This window comes from Proteus sp. G2609 (genome assembly GCF_963896135.1).
GTDB lineage: Bacteria > Pseudomonadota > Gammaproteobacteria > Enterobacterales > Enterobacteriaceae > Proteus > Proteus mirabilis.
Map to the genome: position 1 here is coordinate 114,414 of NZ_CAWQNB010000029.1, position 17,819 is coordinate 132,232.

The window sequence follows — 17,819 nt, forward strand, 5'->3', positions numbered from 1 at the left end:
CTTATTTATCATTTTCACTATAAAAATCGAATAAGATTTCTATTTACCCTATTTTATTTTTGGGCGTGCAATAATAAACCCAAGCTGGCGGTACATTTAACATCACACGTTTTTTCTCTAAATGAAAATAACGAGATAATGTTTTTTCATATCGAGTGGTATATTGAAACAACACAAAACAACCTTGGGTTTTTAATAATTCGCTATGTACCCGCTTTAAGATTTTTAACCCTAACCTTCTGTTAATAGACAAGAAAGGCAACCCAGAAATAATCATATTATAATGACTATCTAACTTTTCAGCAGACGCTGTATAGATGGTTAAACGGGGATCATTAATCTTATTCAGCTCATTAGCGAATGCCGGCTCTATCTCAAAAACATCTAATACCGAGTTTGATGACATACGTTTTAAGATCTGTTGCGTAATCACCCCAGTTCCCGCACCTAATTCGGCAATTTGGATATCTTGTTGCCAATTTAATTTATTGAGCATTTCATAACATAACCAACGTGATGAAGGCGCAATAGTTCCCATTGTGGTAGGAGACAGTACAAACCGCTTTAAATATGAATAATAGGTTGATAATGGAAAGTAGGTTGATAAATCCATCTTGCGCCCCCTAAAGCTTTTATCTAGATAAAATAAAAATCAGATAAAATGAAGTACATTCATCGTTATTTTTTATTTATGAATTTATGTCATCTCACTAATGACGGATTTCAGTATAAAGCTTGGAGCTATCTCTAAGTAAATACGTTTTTCTTATATATTACACTATTTTACATTTTTCTATTTTTATCATTGTTTATTAGACAAGAATATAAATTTATTTATCAAAAAAATGAAATAAGTCATAACGGAATCATCTTAATCTTTTTTATAAATGATTTATGCTTAATGTTCACTTAATTAATGGCGCATTATTTTTAACAAATTCGTGATATTTGTTCGTTCTGTGGTTTCCTTTTGTTAACTCTATGCAGACTATTAGAAACACTTCTAATTCTTTGGTAAATAATCAATAAATTCACTTGCACCTCTCTCTATATTTTGTCAGGTTAGTGTGAAGTCTCTCACTATTCCTACAGACAAAGACAGGGTAATTACAATGAAAAATGTTGGTTTTGTGGGCTGGCGTGGTATGGTCGGCTCCGTTTTAATGCAAAGAATGGTTGAAGAACGTGATTTTGATGGGATAAACCCTGTTTTCTTCACCACTTCTCAATTAGGTGAAGCAGCACCTGCTTATGGCAATCATCGTAGTACACTGCAAGATGCTTATGATATTGATACGCTCGCCTCACTCGATATCATTATCAGTTGCCAAGGGGGTGATTACACCCATGATATTTATCCCAAATTACGTCAAGCGGGTTGGCAAGGTTATTGGATTGATGCGGCATCTGCACTACGCATGAATGATGATGCGGTGATTATTCTTGATCCCGTTAATGGTCAACATATCCAAGATAGCCTCAATAAAGGTATTAAAACCTTTGTGGGGGGGAATTGCACCGTAAGCTTAATGTTGATGTCTTTGGGCGGACTTTTTGCTAACGATTTAGTTGAGTGGGCTAGTGTCTCCACTTACCAAGCCGCATCCGGCGCAGGTGCGCGTCATATGCGTGAATTATTGTCACAAATGGGTGCATTACATAACCAAGTGGTTAAAGAGCTAGAAAATCCAGCCTCGGCAATTTTAGATATTGAGCGCAAAGTCACTAACTTTACTCGCAGTGGTACTATGCCGACAGAGCAATTTGGTGTTCCACTGGCAGGTAGCTTAATTCCTTGGATTGATAAACAATTGGAAAATGGCCAAAGCCGTGAAGAGTGGAAAGGCCAAGCTGAAACCAACAAGATCTTAAACACCGGTTCAAATATCATTCCTGTGGATGGTCTTTGTGTTCGTATAGGTGCATTACGTTGTCATAGCCAAGCATTCACCTTAAAACTGAAAAAAGATTTACCGGTTAACGAAATTGAGCAATTGCTTGCCCAACATAATGATTGGGTAAAAGTAGTGCCAAACGATCGTGAATTAACAATGCGCGAATTAACCCCAGCAGCCGTAACGGGCACATTAAGTACCCCTGTAGGACGTATTCGCAAACTGAATATGGGACCTGAATTTATTTCTGCCTTTACCGTGGGTGATCAGTTGTTATGGGGTGCTGCAGAGCCACTTCGTCGTATGCTGAAGATCTTAGCTTAAAACACAACGAATACTATAGATATAAAAAACCCGCTAACCTATTGAATTAGCGGGTTTTGTTTGACTCAAGAAAACGTTATTTATTAGATATCGATATTTTCTGCTTTTAGTGCATTCTCTTCGATAAAGGCACGACGAGGTTCAACAGCATCACCCATTAAGGTTGTGAATAACTCATCGGTCGCAATCGCATCTTTCACAGTGACTTGCATCATACGACGTGTATCTGGGTTCATGGTGGTTTCCCATAATTGTTCTGGGTTCATTTCACCAAGACCTTTATAACGCTGTACAGCAAGACCACGACGTGATTCTTTGGTTAACCATTCTAGGGCTTCTTCAAAGCTTGAAATCGCCTGACGACGTTCTCCACGCTCAATATAGGCCCCTTCTTCAATCAGGTTACCAATAATATCGCCCAAATTAGTAATACGTTGATATTCACTACTATGAATAAAATCGTAATCCAATTTATAGTCTGTATCGATACCGTAAGTACGAATGCGTAATACTGGCTCAAATAAACGATTTTCTTCGTTTTGTGTGATGGTATAGCTGTAAGTACTGCTTTGCTCTTCCGCATTATTTAAACGGTTCACCAAGCCACTCATCCACTCTTCCACTTTCGCTTTATCAGAGAGATCATCTTCTGTCAGCGTTGAGTGATAGACCAAGCTATTTAACATACTCAGTGGATAGAGACGCTCCATACGACGAATAATTTTATGCGCAGCATGGTAGTCAACAACCAGTTTTTCTAATTGTGCACCATGCATAGCTGGGGCATGTTCACTGACGTAAAGCGCTGCACCATCAAGCGCAATAGACATCAGATATTCATCCATCGCATCATCATCTTTAATGTATTGCTCTTGTTTCCCTTTTTTCACTTTATAGAGAGGTGGCTGAGCAATAAAGATATGACCGCGTTCGATAATTTCTGGCATTTGGCGATAGAAGAACGTCAGTAATAATGTACGAATGTGAGAACCATCGACGTCCGCATCCGTCATGATAATAATGCTGTGATAACGCAGTTTATCTGGGTTATATTCATCACGGCCAATACCACAACCCAATGCCGTGATAAGCGTTGCCACTTCTTGAGATGCCAGCATCTTATCAAAACGCGCTTTTTCAACGTTTAAGATCTTACCTTTTAACGGTAAAATGGCTTGTGTTTTACGGTTACGCCCTTGTTTTGCCGAGCCACCCGCAGAGTCCCCTTCCACTAAGTAAAGTTCAGAAAAAGCAGGATCACGTTCAGAACAGTCCGCCAATTTACCCGGTAAACCGCCTAAATCGAGTGCGCCTTTACGACGCGTCATCTCACGTGCTTTACGCGCAGCTTCACGGGCACGAGCGGCATCAATAATTTTACCAACAACAATTTTTGCGTCAGTCGGATTTTCTAATAGATATTCCACCAGCTTCTCATTCATCAGCGTTTCTACCGCTGTTTTAACTTCAGAAGAAACCAGTTTATCTTTCGTTTGTGATGAGAATTTCGGATCAGGTACTTTAACAGAAATAACCGCAATCAGGCCTTCACGAGCATCATCACCCGTTGCACTGATTTTCGATTTCTTATTAAAGCCTTCTTTATCCATATAGTTGTTTAGCGTACGGGTCATTGCGGTACGGAAACCAACTAAGTGAGTACCACCATCACGTTGTGGAATATTATTGGTAAAGCAATAAACGTTTTCTTGGAAACCATCATTCCACAGCATCGCCACTTCAACACCAATGCCATCTTTCTCTGTAGAAAAATAGAATACATTTTGGTGAATAGGGGTTTTATTACGGCTTAAGTATTCAACGAATGCTTTGATACCACCTTCATAGTGGAAATGATCTTCGCGGTTATCACGTTTATCAATTAAACGAATAGAGACTCCTGAGTTTAAGAAGGAGAGCTCACGCAGACGTTTCGCTAAAATATCATATTGGAATTCAGTCTCACCTTTAAAGGTATCAAGACTTGGCCAGAAACGAACAAAGGTTCCTGACTTATCTGTTTCACCAATCACTTTTAAGCGATCGTCAGGTACACCTGAACGGTAAATTTGTTGATGAATTTTACCATCACGATGGATAGTCAGTTCAAGTTTTTCAGACAACGCATTAACAACGGAAACCCCTACACCATGCAGCCCACCAGAGACTTTATAGGAGTTATCATCGAATTTACCACCCGCATGCAGAACCGTCATAATCACTTCTGCTGCAGAAACGCCCTCTTCTTCATGAATACCCGTTGGAATACCACGGCCATCATCGCGAACAGAGACTGAGTTATCTGAATGGATAGTGACAATAATCTCATCACAGTAACCCGCGAGGGCTTCGTCGATAGCGTTGTCGACCACCTCGAAGACCATGTGATGCAGACCGGTTCCATCATCTGTATCCCCGATATACATCCCCGGGCGCTTACGCACCGCATCCAGCCCTTTTAATACTTTGATACTTGAGGAGTCATATGTATTCGACATCAACGTTTCTCGCTTTATTCCTATGGTTTAACCTCTATTTTGCCATGTTCTACGCTAAATAGCCTGCTATTTACATCTAGCATATCTTTAACTTGCCCAGAAGTGATTGCACTGACAAACACCTGAGCTTGCGTAGACTTTAAACGCTCGGCTAACAACTGGCGCCGATTTGCGTCTAATTCAGAAGCAAAATCATCGAGCAGATACAGGCATCTTTGCCCATTCTTACGAGTGAAATATTCACCTTGTGCCAGCCTTAATGCACACATTAACAACTTAAGCTGACCCCGTGACAACATATCTTCTACCGGAGTGCCGTTAGCACGAATACGTAAATCCGCTTTATGAGCACCTAACGAGGTATATGATAACACTTTGTCACGTTCAAATTGACGTTCTAGCAACTGTGCATAATCGGTTTCTTTATCCCATCCTCGTTGAAAACTGACTTTCAAGGTAAATTCAGGGAGAAATAATTGGCACGTTTCTTCAATATCTTTGGCGATATCTTCTGTATATTCAGCTCGCCATTGGCTTATCTGTTCTGTCAGTAAGATAAGCTCTTTATCCCAAGGTAAGAGTTGTCGATAAGACGACGCTTGCCTAAGTGCTGCATTACGCTGTTTTAAAACGCGTTTCAAATCTGACCATGCAGCAAAAAATCGAGGCTCATTATGAAAACAACCCCAATCGATAAAAGCACGACGATATTTAGGCCCACCATTAAGTAATGTGAACCCCTCAGGGGTGATTAATTGCATCGGTAATAACTTCGCTAACTCTGCAATTTTATGCCCATCGCTACCATCAATACGTACCGTACTGTTACCCTCGCGATCTTTACTTAAACCAATCGAGTAACCGCGACTTTCTTCATCAAGGCCACTTAAACGCCCATGTAAAATAAACGCATTTTCATCATGCTGGATCACTCGATTCGCTTGGGCACTACGAAATGCCCGTCCATGGCCTAATGTGTAAATCGCTTCAAGTATACTGGTTTTCCCACTCCCGTTTGGTCCTACAAGAAAATTAAAACCATCCGCTAATGGCAAATCAGCCTGTTCAATATTTCTAAAATGGCGGATCAATAAACGGGATAAAATCATATTAATCGTGATTACAAGCGCATCGGCATAACAACATAAGCTGCAGCTGCACTTGCCACATTCTCAACCTGTACACTTGAAACAGCATCAGTCAGTAATAATTTTACCTCTTCACACTTGAGTGTATTTAACACATCAAGAAGGTAGCTCACATTAAAACCGATCTCCATCTCTTCCCCCTGATACTGAACATCGACAATTTCTTCTGCTTCTTCTTGTTCAGGGTTGTTAGCGGTAATTTTTAATTGTCCATTAGTGAGGTTAATACGCACCCCACGGAATTTTTCATTCGATAAAATCGCCGCACGAGAGAACGCTTGTTTGAGGATATCACAACCTGCGATAACTGTTTTAGTCGGATTTTTCGGTAATACGCGGCGATAGTCAGGGAAACGACCATCAACCAGTTTCGAGGTAAAAATAAAGTCGCCTACATGAGCGCGTAAATTATTACTGCCAATTTGTAACTGTAATAAACTCTCACCACTGCCATCAAGTAAACGCATCAGTTCAATAACACCTTTACGTGGCACAATAACAGAATGTCCGGGTAAAGATTGTCCAATATCCATGGCACAGACCGCTAAACGGTGACCATCAGTAGCAACCGTGCGCAATTCCGTGTTTTCCGTTTCAAATAACATACCGTTGAGGTAGTAACGCACATCTTGATGCGCCATTGAAAACTGTGTGGATTCAATCAAACGTTTTAGAGTGGCTTGTGGCAAAGTAAATTCAACCTCACTTTGCCAATCGTCTAAATTCGGGAAATCAGACGCAGGGAGTGTCGATAAAGAAAAACGACTTCTTCCTGAACGAACGAGTAAGCGATCACCGTCTAATTCTACGCTGATTTCTGCTCCCTCAGGTAATCCGCGCCAAATATCAAAAAACTTACGCGCAGGAACAGTCGTTGCACCGATTTCATGAGATTGGCTAAGACTCACTCTTGCCATCATCTCCATCTCAAGGTCTGTACCTGTTAGCGATAAGGTATTCTCCGTCACCTTAAGCAACAGGTTGCCTAAAATAGGTAAAGTTGGGCGACCGCCTAAAGGGCCGCTGACTTGTTGCAGCGGCTTTAGCAGCTGTTCTCGTTCAATGATAAATTTCATAGCGCTAGGATGATAATGTTCTGATTAAGTTAGAAAAATCTTCTTTGATATCGTGACTTTCTTCACGCAGTTGCTCTATTTTTCGGCAAGCATGCAGTACCGTAGTATGGTCACGACCACCAAAGGCATCCCCGATTTCAGGCAAGCTGTGGTTTGTTAATTCCTTTGCCAGCGCCATTGCCATTTGCCTCGGACGGGCAACCGATCGGGATCGTCGCTTCGACAACAAATCCGCTACCTTAATTTTATAATATTCTGCTACAGTTTTCTGAATATTATCGATAGTAACGAGTTTCTCTTGTAATGCGAGTAAATCACGTAATGCTTCACGCACAAAGTCGATGGTAATGGCTCGACCGGTAAAATTTGCGTTAGCTATTACTCGGTTTAATGCACCTTCTAGTTCACGGACGTTAGAGCGGAGTCGTTTGGCAATAAAAAACGCCACTTCATCAGGTAACTGGATTTGATTTTCGTCCGCTTTTTTCATCAAAATCGCCACACGCGTTTCTAATTCTGGTGGTTCAATGGCTACGGTCAATCCCCAACCAAAGCGCGATTTTAATCGATCCTCTACCCCGTTAATCTCTTTAGGATAACGGTCTGAGGTTAAAATAATTTGCTGATTTCCCTCTAACAAAGCGTTAAAGGTATGAAAAAACTCTTCTTGTGAACGCTCTTTATTGGCAAAAAATTGAATATCATCAATTAATAGCGCATCTACAGAGCGATAGTAGCGTTTAAAATCTTCAATAGCATTATTTTGTAACGCCTTTACCATATCTTGCACGAAACGTTCCGAATGCATATAAACAACTTTAGCATTGGCTTTACGTTCCATAATACTGTTGCCCACTGCATGCAATAGATGCGTTTTACCCAGACCCGTTCCCCCATATAAAAACAGTGGGTTATAAGCTCCTCCAGGATTATCAGCAACTTGTCTTGCGGCAGCTCTAGCAAGTTGGTTCGATTTACCTTCAACGAAATTATCAAATTTATGTTTAGGATTAACATTAGAACGATAATTAAGTTCAGGTAACTGGGATTGCGGTTGATTATCCCAGCTAGGACGCACAGGCTGGCTGTTAGTCGGTGTGGAATTAACCGCGGGATGTGTCACGGTTTTGGGAACACTCTCGGTGGTACGTGCTGATACAGGTTTATTCCCCACTTCAAAACGCAACGAAGGGACATCAGAACCACAAAAGTCGACTAATAACGCATTAATATTGTTAATGTACTTTTCTCTTACCCAATCTAACACAAAACGATTAGGTGCATACAGTGCCAGCGTGTTATCGCTTAGTTCTGCCTGCAAGGGACGTATCCACATACTAAATTCAGTGGCAGGTAACTCATCCTGCAATCGGGCAAGACAATGCTGCCAAAGCGAAAGTGACACGGCGGACTCCCCTCAAAAACAAGACTAAAAAATAAACAGGAAAAATGTGATTAAACACTTAGGTACACAACACCGTTCCTCTTCAATTCTTAATAAGGAACAACTTTGATGACCACGATTTTTACATCGTGCTTCACGATCGCAGACTGGTTGTTCTGATCGTGACGGGGGATCATATCGCAAAATGAAACGAAGATCCTCTTTCTTTTACACAGTTTTTATGGTTTTTATCCACAGGCTTACCTATTTGTGATAATTCTCCGAAATAAATAGGTAAGGGAGTTCTAGTGTACTTGAGTCACCCTATAAATAGCAATTGGGGATAACTTTCTGTAGGTAAATTTCTGCTCTTCTTATAAAGGATGATCAATTATCTGCATGATGATCCACCAAAGATCCTTGCGCTTTCACCCTGAGTCCGTATAATCTTGCACCCTGCGTGCTTGTACCAACAATTCGCCCTTTATCTTCCCTTTTTAGGGTGTCGATAAGAGCGAGCGTTGCGCATAAGTAAGGATTGATAATCGGGTTTGCTAAAAAAGACGACAAAAATCGGTACTTAAAACGTCATCTTCATTGACGCATTTGAGTGATTTTATTACAATCCCGCATCTTTCCATCATTGATGCTGCGATTGAAGTACTGGTTTGTTTATTTATTGCACTCCTGTCTGTCAACGCATTTGCTGAATCAGTAATAATATAAAGTAGGTAGAAATCGCTATGAAACGCACTTTTCAACCGTCTGTACTGAAGCGCAACCGTAACCACGGCTTCCGCGCTCGTATGGCCACTAAAAATGGTCGTCAGGTTCTGGCTCGCCGTCGTGCGAAAGGCCGCGCTCGTCTGACCGTTTCTTCGAAATAATAAAAGCTAACCATTCCGTGGTTAAGCTCGCTTTTCCAAGGGAGTTACGTTTGTTAACTCCCAAGCATTTCAATTTTGTTTTCCAGCAGCCACAGCGTGCGAGTTCACCAGAAGTTACAATTTTGGGTCGCCAGAATGAGCTGGGGCATCCCCGCATCGGTCTAACTATCGCAAAGAAAAACGTTAAACGTGCTCATGAGCGTAATCGGATTAAACGATTAGCCCGTGAATACTTTCGTTTACATCAGCATCAATTACCTGCTATGGATTTTGTGGTATTAGTAAGGAAGGGGGTAGCTGAACTTGATAACCACCAATTGACGGAAGTGTTGGGTAAATTATGGCGTCGTCATTGTCGCTTGGCTCAAAAATCCTGATCTTGCTGATTAGGGGCTATCAACTGGGGATTAGTCCTCTGTTGGGGCCTCGTTGTCGTTTCAATCCTACGTGCTCTCATTATGGTATTGAGGCATTGCGCAGGTTTGGAATGATAAAAGGTAGTTGGTTAACAGTGAAACGCATATTAAAATGCCACCCTTTACACGAAGGTGGTGATGATCCTGTCCCACCTAGAAAAAACGACGATAACAGAGAAAATTAACGATGGATTCGCAACGCAATCTTCTATTCATCGCTTTACTGTTCGTTTCTTTCCTGATCTGGCAGCAGTGGGAGGGTGATAAAGTATCACAAAACACCACCACTACTACTCAGGTCTCGCAACAAGCGGACATGCCAAGCAGTGATAGTCTTGCTGTGACTGGTAACAGCAATGAGCAGGCAAAATTGATTACCGTAAAAACTGACGTACTTGATCTTCGTATCAATACTCAGGGCGGTACTATCGATGAGGCTGATTTGTTAGCCTATCCCGCCGAGCTTAATTCAAAAACCCCTTTCCGTTTACTGGAAACTACACCTCAATTCCTGTATCAGGCTCAAAGTGGCTTAATTGGCCCTGATGGTCCAGATCAGAAATCTCGCCCTGTCTACAGTGCCACACAACAAGAATTTATCTTAGGTGAAAACCAAGATGAATTACGTGTACCTATGACTTTTGTGAATGAAGAAGGCGTGAAATTCGTCAAAACCTTTATTCTGAAAAAAGGTCAGTATGACATTGGTATTGAGTACAAAGTTGAGAACCCAACAGATAAAACACTGACAATGAACTTTTATGGTCAGTTAAAACAGTCTGTTAAGTTACCAGAACACCGTGATACTGGAAGTAGCAACTTTGCGCTACATACCTATCGTGGTGCGGCTTATTCATCAGATGAAACCAACTATAAAAAATATAGCTTTGGTGATATCGAAGATAAAAACCTTTCTATCACAACCAACAATGGTTGGATTGCGATGTTACAACAATACTTCGCAACCGCGTGGATCCCAGCTAAAGATAGTCAGAATAACAACTTCTACTCTATCACTTTAGATAATAAATCTATCGCACTGATTGGTTATAAATCAGCACCTATTACTGTTGCACCGAATAGCACACAGGATATCACTTCAACATTATGGGTCGGGCCTGAGATCCAGTCTGAAATGTCTGCAATCGCACCACATTTAGACCTATCTGTTGACTATGGTTGGTTATGGTTTATCTCTCAGCCACTGTTTAAGCTGTTGAAATTCCTGCACAGCTTTATCGGTAACTGGGGTTTCTCCATCATCATGATCACCTTTATCGTTCGTGGTATTATGTATCCACTCACGAAAGCGCAATACACCTCTATGGCGAAAATGCGTTTACTGCAACCAAAACTGGCGGCACTTCGTGAGCGTATTGGTGATGATAAACAACGTATGAGCCAAGAAATGATGGCGTTATACAAACAAGAGAAAGTTAATCCTCTTGGTGGTTGTTTACCGCTGATTATCCAGATGCCAATCTTCCTTGCCTTATACTATATGTTAATGGGCTCGGTTGAATTACGTCATGCACCATTTATATTATGGATCCAAGACTTATCAGCACAAGATCCGTACTATATTCTGCCATTACTAATGGGTGTGACGATGTTCATCATTCAGAAACTGTCACCAACAGCAGTCACTGATCCGATGCAACAAAAAATTATGACCTTTATGCCGGTTGTATTTACTGTATTCTTCCTGTGGTTCCCATCAGGTCTGGTTCTGTACTATATCGTCAGTAACCTAGTAACCATTATCCAGCAGCAGTTAATCTACCGCGGTCTGGAAAAACGTGGGCTACATAGTAGAGACAAAAAATAAGGTCACATCAGGAAAAACCTCTTCTTTGGTTACATTCAAAGAAAAGTGACATAAAATAGTGAAGGCGGTCTAATAGGCCGCCTTCTGTTTTTTTATTTTTATACGATTAATGATTATTCTGATTAAGCGAGTTCACCATGCATAGCACTGATACTATCGTCGCTCAGGCCACACCTCCTGGAAGAGGCGGTGTTGGTATCCTACGCGTTTCTGGCCCTAAAGCGGCTGTTGTGGCACAAACTATTTTAGGCAAAGTACCTAAGCCACGTTATGCCGACTATCTTCCTTTTCGTAATGAAGATAACTCAGTGCTTGATCAGGGTATCGCCCTTTTCTTCCCTAATCCTAACTCTTTTACGGGTGAAGATGTTTTAGAACTACAAGGCCATGGTGGCCCAATTATTCTCGACTTACTCTTAAAGCGTATTCTACAAATTCCCGGTATACGTATTGCTAAGCCCGGTGAGTTCTCAGAGCGAGCCTTCTTAAACGATAAACTCGATTTAGCGCAAGCTGAAGCAATTGCCGATTTAATTGATGCCAGTTCAGAGCAAGCGGCACGCTCTGCGATTAACTCTTTACAAGGTGCTTTCTCCTCTCATATTAATGAGATGGTCGAGTCCTTAACCAATTTGCGTATCTATGTTGAAGCGGCTATTGATTTCCCTGATGAAGAGATAGACTTTCTTTCTGACGGGGTGATCGAGGGCAAACTCAATACGGTTATCAGTCAATTAGACGATGTTCGTGCGCAAGCGCGCCAAGGCAGCCTATTGCGTGAAGGGATGAAAGTCGTCATTGCCGGGCGCCCTAATGCCGGTAAATCAAGCTTATTAAATGCATTAGCGGGAAGAGAAGCGGCCATTGTCACCGATATAGCGGGTACAACACGAGATGTATTACGCGAGCATATTCATATTGATGGTATGCCATTACATATTATCGATACAGCAGGTTTACGTGAAGCCAGTGACGAAGTAGAACGTATTGGTATCGAGCGTGCATGGCAAGAGATTGAGCAAGCAGATAGAGTCCTCTTTATGGTTGATAGTACCACCACCGAGGCGACGACACCGGAAGAGATCTGGCCTGAGTTTATGGCTCGTTTACCTAGCACACTGCCGGTCACCGTTATTCGCAATAAATCAGATTTAACGGGTGAACCTGCCGAGATCACCTCGCAAGGTGACTATCCGATGATCCGTTTATCTGCCCGTGATGGAATGGGCATTGAATTACTACGCTCACACCTTAAAGAAGCCATGGGCTTTAACAGCAATACTGAAGGGGGCTTCTTAGCGCGCCGTCGTCATTTACAAGCATTAAACACAGCCGCTGAACACCTACAACAAGGCTATCAGCAATTGGTTTATGCCAAGTCAGGTGAGCTATTAGCAGAAGAGTTAAGACTTGCTCAACAAGCATTAAGCGAAATTACTGGTGAATTTACATCGGATGATTTATTAGGGCGAATTTTCTCTAGTTTCTGTATTGGGAAGTAACGACCAAACTTTACCTGCTATAGCGTGTAAATATTACTTTACCGGTTATAGCAGGTAAAAATTGCATATATACGATATAAAGTTAGTTAATACGTTTTTTCAAAAATAGTGTCATAAATTAATTATTTTTATTTATTATATTATTTAATACTCGATTTTAATTAACCTATTAATAATATATATCAAACAACATACTTGGTTATTTTTTATTTAACTATAAATCTAATAAAGCAATCGTTTACTTTATCTTTTATTTTTCAATAGATAAATAGATTTCAGATAGCAAAAAATTTGTTATTTAAATGATGATGTTTAATGATCTAAATATAGTAAATCAACTAATGACAATGCTAAACTTCACCTTTAGTTAACAGGGTAAATATCCCCACTACTTTTAAGAGTCTATCGTGAGAACGCTTTATTTTACTGCGCTGACAACAGGCATTCTTTCTGCCATTTGGGCATTTGTTGCTAGCCAATTTGACTTATTAAGTTGGGCTGGTTTTTTAGGTTGCACGGCTTATTTCGCCTACCCTAAAGAAGGTTTTAAAGGCTTAGTCGTGACGATTGCGACTATTATGAGTGGTGTTATTTGGGCATTAGCGATTATTTATGGTAGCCAACTGTTTAATGATAGTGCGATTTTTGGCTACGCCGTCACCGGTGTAATTGCCTTTGTAATGTGTGTGCAAGCTAAAAGCACATTACTGGCTTATATTCCGGGTACTTTTATTGGCGCATGTACTATTTTTGCCGCACAAGGTCATTTAACACAAGCTATCCCTTCACTCATTCTCGGTATTTTATTTGGTTACTCGATGAAAATGAGCGGACTGTGGATCGCGAATAAATCACAGAAGAAAGCCATTTAATCAATTTACCTCACCATAAAAAAGCGGTAACTCTATAGGTTTTATTTCTAGAGCGCCGCTTTCTCTTTTTCACCACTTTCTCCAATGTTTCTCACAGTCCACTAATAAACTTTGCAATTGTAGTTTATGGCTATTTAGGTCAAAAAGGAGGCTAACCCATAAAAATGTAACGAGGAGTATCGCGATGACAACAACACAATCTACTGATTACAATATTATTGTCATGTCAGATCCACAACCTTGGCGTCTAGATCTGGATAATAATGACCCCAATAATGATCAATCCCGTTGGGAAACCACCGTAAAAAGCGTTAGAGACAGTATTCAAGCATTACACCGTGAAAAATCTTTTGCTTTTGGCATTATAAATGGTGACTTAACAGAATTTGGCCGTCGCTCCCAACGTGAGAGTTTTCGTGCACTGTTTGCCCCTTCACCTTTAGGATTTAATACCTATGTTGGACTTGGTAATCACGATTATCAAAACAATGTGGGTGACTGTGCAGAGCCGAGTAATGCCGATTACAGTATGAATGCCTGTGCAAGAGGCATGGTTTTTGATATGCACTACCGTATTGAAGAGTATCGTAATTATGCGACTTCAGGTAATTTTAGATACGATAGTAGCGAATATTCAGGTAGTAAGGCTTACTCTTGGGAATATGGTGATATCCATTTTGTACAATTACAAAACTATCCCACTTATCATGTGGTGCTCGATCACTGGTCAGCTTCAACCATTAATGTCACAGATTCTATTGATTGGTTAGAAAAAGATTTAATTCAGGCCCGAAATAGCAATAAAACCATCATATTAAACTTCCATGATGGAAACCAACACTTCCCAGAAAAATCCTCTCAAGAAGAGCTGACCTTCTTTAAATATATGCTAGAACATTACGGGGTAAAAGCGGTATTTGTTGGGCATACCCATTATGTTGGTCAAGATAACCGTTATGGTGGCAGTGAGATCTTCGGCGATGTCCCAGTTTATAATAGTGGTGCGCTATTTAAAGGAGATTATTTAGCCGTAGAAATCCGTGGTACAGAATTATCTATCACTGTTTATAACGGCTTATCAGGTACACCTCAATTAATAGAAAAATGGAATTAAATAATACTACGTCAGAGAAGGAGTCTCTTTTATGCATTTAAATCCGTTAAAAATATCAATAAGCCCTTCGTCACTCCCCTGCACTCAACCTTTAACCTGCATTGAATATGAGGACTTAAAGGATGGGATGTTAGATATGATTAATCGCAACAGTAATATATTACCCACTGTTGTGGATGAATTTAATCAACAAGATCCGCTTAATGCGCCTATTATGGTGGGTGAAGTGGTCGTGGGTCATATCATTGGTCTAATACCCGTTGTTGGGGGGGTACTTTCAAAAATTACTTCCGCGCTTTTTGGCCTCATGAATAAAAATATGAAAGATAGCTCTTTAGCTGAGCAAATTATTGCCCATGTCTCTCGTATTATTGATGCTAAAATCACTGATAACAATATAAAAATCATTAAACTCACAACAGAAGGAATTAGTGACGTTTATCAATTATTTTCAGATTCTCTCGCTCGTTACCTTGACCCAAAGGTGCATTATTCAGAAACACAATTACGAGATTTACGGGAACAAGTTCTTAACCGTTTTGATGATGTGATTTCGACAATTATTGCTCAACAACCATTAGTATTAAATTTAGCACAATCAGCAGGATTGCCCTTTTATTGCCACTGTTGCGCACTTTTTGTCGCCGCCCATTGCGATATATTAACCAATAAAGAAAAACTTGCTCTGGAAGAGGATTATTTCAAAAATAATCTAAAAACATTAAGAAACAGCATTGATAAATTTAACGCCAATATTCATAAAGCCATTTATCAGCAGACCTCCCAAGTTCTTAAAGATGATTATAATAAATGTAATACTTTTTTAGTGGGTATCTATACTTCTGGTTTATCTTTCTATCAAACTTGGGTTAAACGTAGTTTTGAAATTGAATTTACAACCCCCTTTGCTCGTTGGAATAGCTTAGAGCTTTATGGAAATGACTATAGCCATGATCCAAAAATCAGTTATTACAAGACTTACGTTGAGATGGGAAAAGATATATTACATAGAACATCCATGCTACAAAGTATTGAATCCTACTCTCATATTGATGCAGTGATCCGTTTAAAACAGAACTACTTAACACCTGAAAAAGAGGTAGATAGTTTTCAATATGAAGGCTGTAATGGCGTGGCAGGAGATAGCCATGATGTTATAAAAAATGACACATTTTTTACCCCAGACAGTCAGAAAGCCTATCTGTCACCAACGCAAATTTTACCCTCCGTTCGCTATATTTCTGACACACCTTGGGGAGGGTTAAAATATATGGTACTTGATGATGTTAACAATAATAGTTTTACTATCGGTCAAGGTAATCGAGATAATAAATCGTATCTTAATATTCCTGGCTACTGCTTTAATGGCGTAAATCTTTATTTAAGTCGTCACAATGGAAAAAGCTGTCAAGCTGACTCAGGAGCTTGGTTAACCGAATCTGCACCTATATTTCGTTTTTATGATGGTTATGCATCCTTACCCCTTGACACTAAAAATCATTTACCCACAGCAAAAAAGAGCTATGAACTCGATTTAAATCATGGATTTATGACTCAATTAAGCAAAGCTCAATATGGCTATAGTGATATGTTAGTGGGGAAAAATTGTATTTTATTAAATCACGATGCCTATTTTTGCTTACCATCCGAAGAGCCGATTGGCAAAGTGGGTTTATCACAAAAAATCACCTTGTTATTACAGTGTGCAATTACGCAGGAACAATCGTTAGCTGTAGTGGCAAGAACGGGCGATGCGACCCAAGGCACTATTATTGGTTCTGCTGAATTTAAGCTCGCCACAGAACAAGATAATATTATTTATAAAATAACCCCATTACTTAATCATCCTATTTCCGATAATAAAAGTTATTTTTATACTTATCAAATTGATTTATCTTGTATTTTTAGTCAAGAAGATCAAAAAAATCTCTATTTTCATCTCTATTTCTTTGAGCCTAATACCTTGTTGGCTGATATGACTGTTTTATTCTAATGTTTTATTTCGATAAAATACCTAAGTGTAATATTGACTTAGGTATTTTTTATTCAATTTAATTGAAATTTTAACGAGATAGTTAAAGGATCAGATAAGTTATTAGGTTTCGGGCCAATTGGTTTTACCCGTTTTACCGCAGCAAGTGCAGCATTATCAAGAGATGCCACCCCTGAGGTCTGCTCAAGTACAACGGATGAAATATAGCCTTCATCGGTTAATGAAAAACGCACAACAACCAGCCCTTCATCTTGCATACGACGAGCTTGCGCAGGATAACGCTTATGACGCTCAATTTCTCGGCGCAATAAACTGATATAGTGATTTTCAGACTCTCCCTGTCCAATACCATGTTCACTTAATGCACGACTGCTCCCAGCCAATGAACTCGCGGTATGCTGTGTTAAGTTTTCTGCTGATGGTTGTGATGTACTTTGAACTATGTTGTGATTTGTTAAATCACGTGGTTTTATAGGTACTGTTTTGTCTACTACTGGCTGTTTTTTTACCTGTTTTATCGCTTTAGGTGTTATTGGGGTCGGTTGTTGTTGACGCTTTTTTGCGGGTTGTTTGGGCGCTTCAATAAATTCACCGTTCTCACTTCTTGGTAGTGCAATAGGTGGTTGTTGTGACTCGATCTTTATTCTCGGTTCAATCATGGTAGTAGATTGTTTAGGTGGCGAAAACATCACCTGATAGACCGATAATGTATTTTGCTGTTGCTGATCAATATGGTGCGCACTTTCTGTCATAGACCATGAATTAAGTACCCAACTCAATAAACTGATATAAACTAATGATATCGCAATGAGCCAATAATAAATATTAAGTGGCTGTCTGACAGAAAGTGCCAACATAAATAAAACTCCTATTTTATCCTTG

At 40.0% G+C, this 17,819-nt stretch carries 15 protein-coding genes; 9 read left to right on the forward strand and 6 right to left on the reverse strand.

The genetic code is table 11. The features are described from left to right. Positions 1-43: 43 nt before the first annotated feature. On the reverse strand, positions 44-613 hold the full coding sequence (locus tag AACV01_RS08815) for a class I SAM-dependent methyltransferase (protein ID WP_004249768.1): 570 nt from the start codon (positions 611-613) through the stop codon (positions 44-46). Between the two features lie 499 nt (positions 614-1,112). On the opposite strand from AACV01_RS08815, the gene asd reads away from it, so the two are divergent. After that, complete coding sequence (gene asd, locus AACV01_RS08820; protein ID WP_004249769.1) at positions 1,113-2,219, forward strand: aspartate-semialdehyde dehydrogenase; 1,107 nt, start codon at positions 1,113-1,115, stop codon at positions 2,217-2,219. Between the two features lie 83 nt (positions 2,220-2,302). On the opposite strand, the gene gyrB is transcribed toward asd, so the two are convergent. From gyrB to dnaA, 4 genes are read right to left on the reverse strand one after another with little or no spacing between them, the layout of a single operon-like run. Continuing rightward, a complete protein-coding gene (gyrB, locus tag AACV01_RS08825; protein WP_004246504.1) occupies positions 2,303-4,717 on the reverse strand; it encodes a DNA topoisomerase (ATP-hydrolyzing) subunit B in 2,415 nt (804 codons plus the stop codon). Between the two features lie 20 nt (positions 4,718-4,737). Then, positions 4,738-5,826 carry a DNA replication/repair protein RecF gene (gene recF / locus AACV01_RS08830; protein ID WP_004246505.1) on the reverse strand — a complete coding sequence of 363 codons (1,089 nt, stop codon included), beginning with the start codon at positions 5,824-5,826 and terminating at the stop codon, positions 4,738-4,740. An 11-nt stretch (positions 5,827-5,837) separates the two neighbouring features. Next, positions 5,838-6,941 (reverse strand): DNA polymerase III subunit beta, encoded by a 1,104-nt coding sequence (gene dnaN / locus AACV01_RS08835; protein ID WP_004246506.1) that lies wholly within the window; start codon positions 6,939-6,941, stop codon positions 5,838-5,840. Positions 6,942-6,945: 4 nt separating this feature from the next. Next, a complete protein-coding gene (gene dnaA / locus AACV01_RS08840) occupies positions 6,946-8,346 on the reverse strand; it encodes a chromosomal replication initiator protein DnaA (RefSeq protein ID WP_004246507.1) in 1,401 nt (466 codons plus the stop codon). A gap of 722 nt (positions 8,347-9,068) precedes the next feature. Here dnaA and rpmH point away from each other — a divergent pair. From rpmH to AACV01_RS08880, 8 genes are all read left to right on the forward strand, one after another. After that, a complete protein-coding gene (gene rpmH / locus AACV01_RS08845) occupies positions 9,069-9,212 on the forward strand; it encodes a 50S ribosomal protein L34 (RefSeq protein ID WP_004246509.1) in 144 nt (47 codons plus the stop codon). A 17-nt stretch (positions 9,213-9,229) separates the two neighbouring features. Further along, positions 9,230-9,589 carry a ribonuclease P protein component gene (gene rnpA / locus AACV01_RS08850; RefSeq protein ID WP_004246510.1) on the forward strand — a complete coding sequence of 120 codons (360 nt, stop codon included), beginning with the start codon at positions 9,230-9,232 and terminating at the stop codon, positions 9,587-9,589. Next, on the forward strand, positions 9,553-9,813 hold the full coding sequence (yidD, locus tag AACV01_RS08855; RefSeq protein WP_012368639.1) for a membrane protein insertion efficiency factor YidD: 261 nt from the start codon (positions 9,553-9,555) through the stop codon (positions 9,811-9,813). The genes rnpA and yidD overlap by 37 nt, the downstream gene beginning before the upstream one ends. Before the next feature lie 2 nt (positions 9,814-9,815). Next, the gene (gene yidC, locus AACV01_RS08860; RefSeq protein WP_004246512.1) at positions 9,816-11,456 is read left to right on the forward strand and encodes a membrane protein insertase YidC; all 1,641 of its coding nucleotides are present in this window, start codon (positions 9,816-9,818) and stop codon (positions 11,454-11,456) included. 137 nt (positions 11,457-11,593) lie between these two features. Next, positions 11,594-12,958 (forward strand): tRNA uridine-5-carboxymethylaminomethyl(34) synthesis GTPase MnmE, encoded by a 1,365-nt coding sequence (gene mnmE, locus AACV01_RS08865; RefSeq protein ID WP_004246513.1) that lies wholly within the window; start codon positions 11,594-11,596, stop codon positions 12,956-12,958. Positions 12,959-13,365: 407 nt separating this feature from the next. Further along, positions 13,366-13,830, forward strand: coding sequence for a DUF1097 domain-containing protein (locus AACV01_RS08870; RefSeq protein WP_012368636.1), 465 nt, complete (start codon positions 13,366-13,368; stop codon positions 13,828-13,830). A gap of 184 nt (positions 13,831-14,014) precedes the next feature. Further along, positions 14,015-14,944 (forward strand): metallophosphoesterase, encoded by a 930-nt coding sequence (locus AACV01_RS08875; protein WP_004246518.1) that lies wholly within the window; start codon positions 14,015-14,017, stop codon positions 14,942-14,944. A gap of 31 nt (positions 14,945-14,975) precedes the next feature. Beyond that, the gene (locus tag AACV01_RS08880; RefSeq protein WP_196296602.1) at positions 14,976-16,937 is read left to right on the forward strand and encodes an insecticidal delta-endotoxin Cry8Ea1 family protein; all 1,962 of its coding nucleotides are present in this window, start codon (positions 14,976-14,978) and stop codon (positions 16,935-16,937) included. A gap of 53 nt (positions 16,938-16,990) precedes the next feature. Here the strand turns inward: AACV01_RS08880 and AACV01_RS08885 are convergent, their stop codons facing one another. Then, entirely contained in the window at positions 16,991-17,794 is an 804-nt protein-coding gene (locus AACV01_RS08885) for an energy transducer TonB family protein (protein ID WP_161682736.1), read from the reverse strand. Positions 17,795-17,819: the final 25 nt, after the last annotated feature.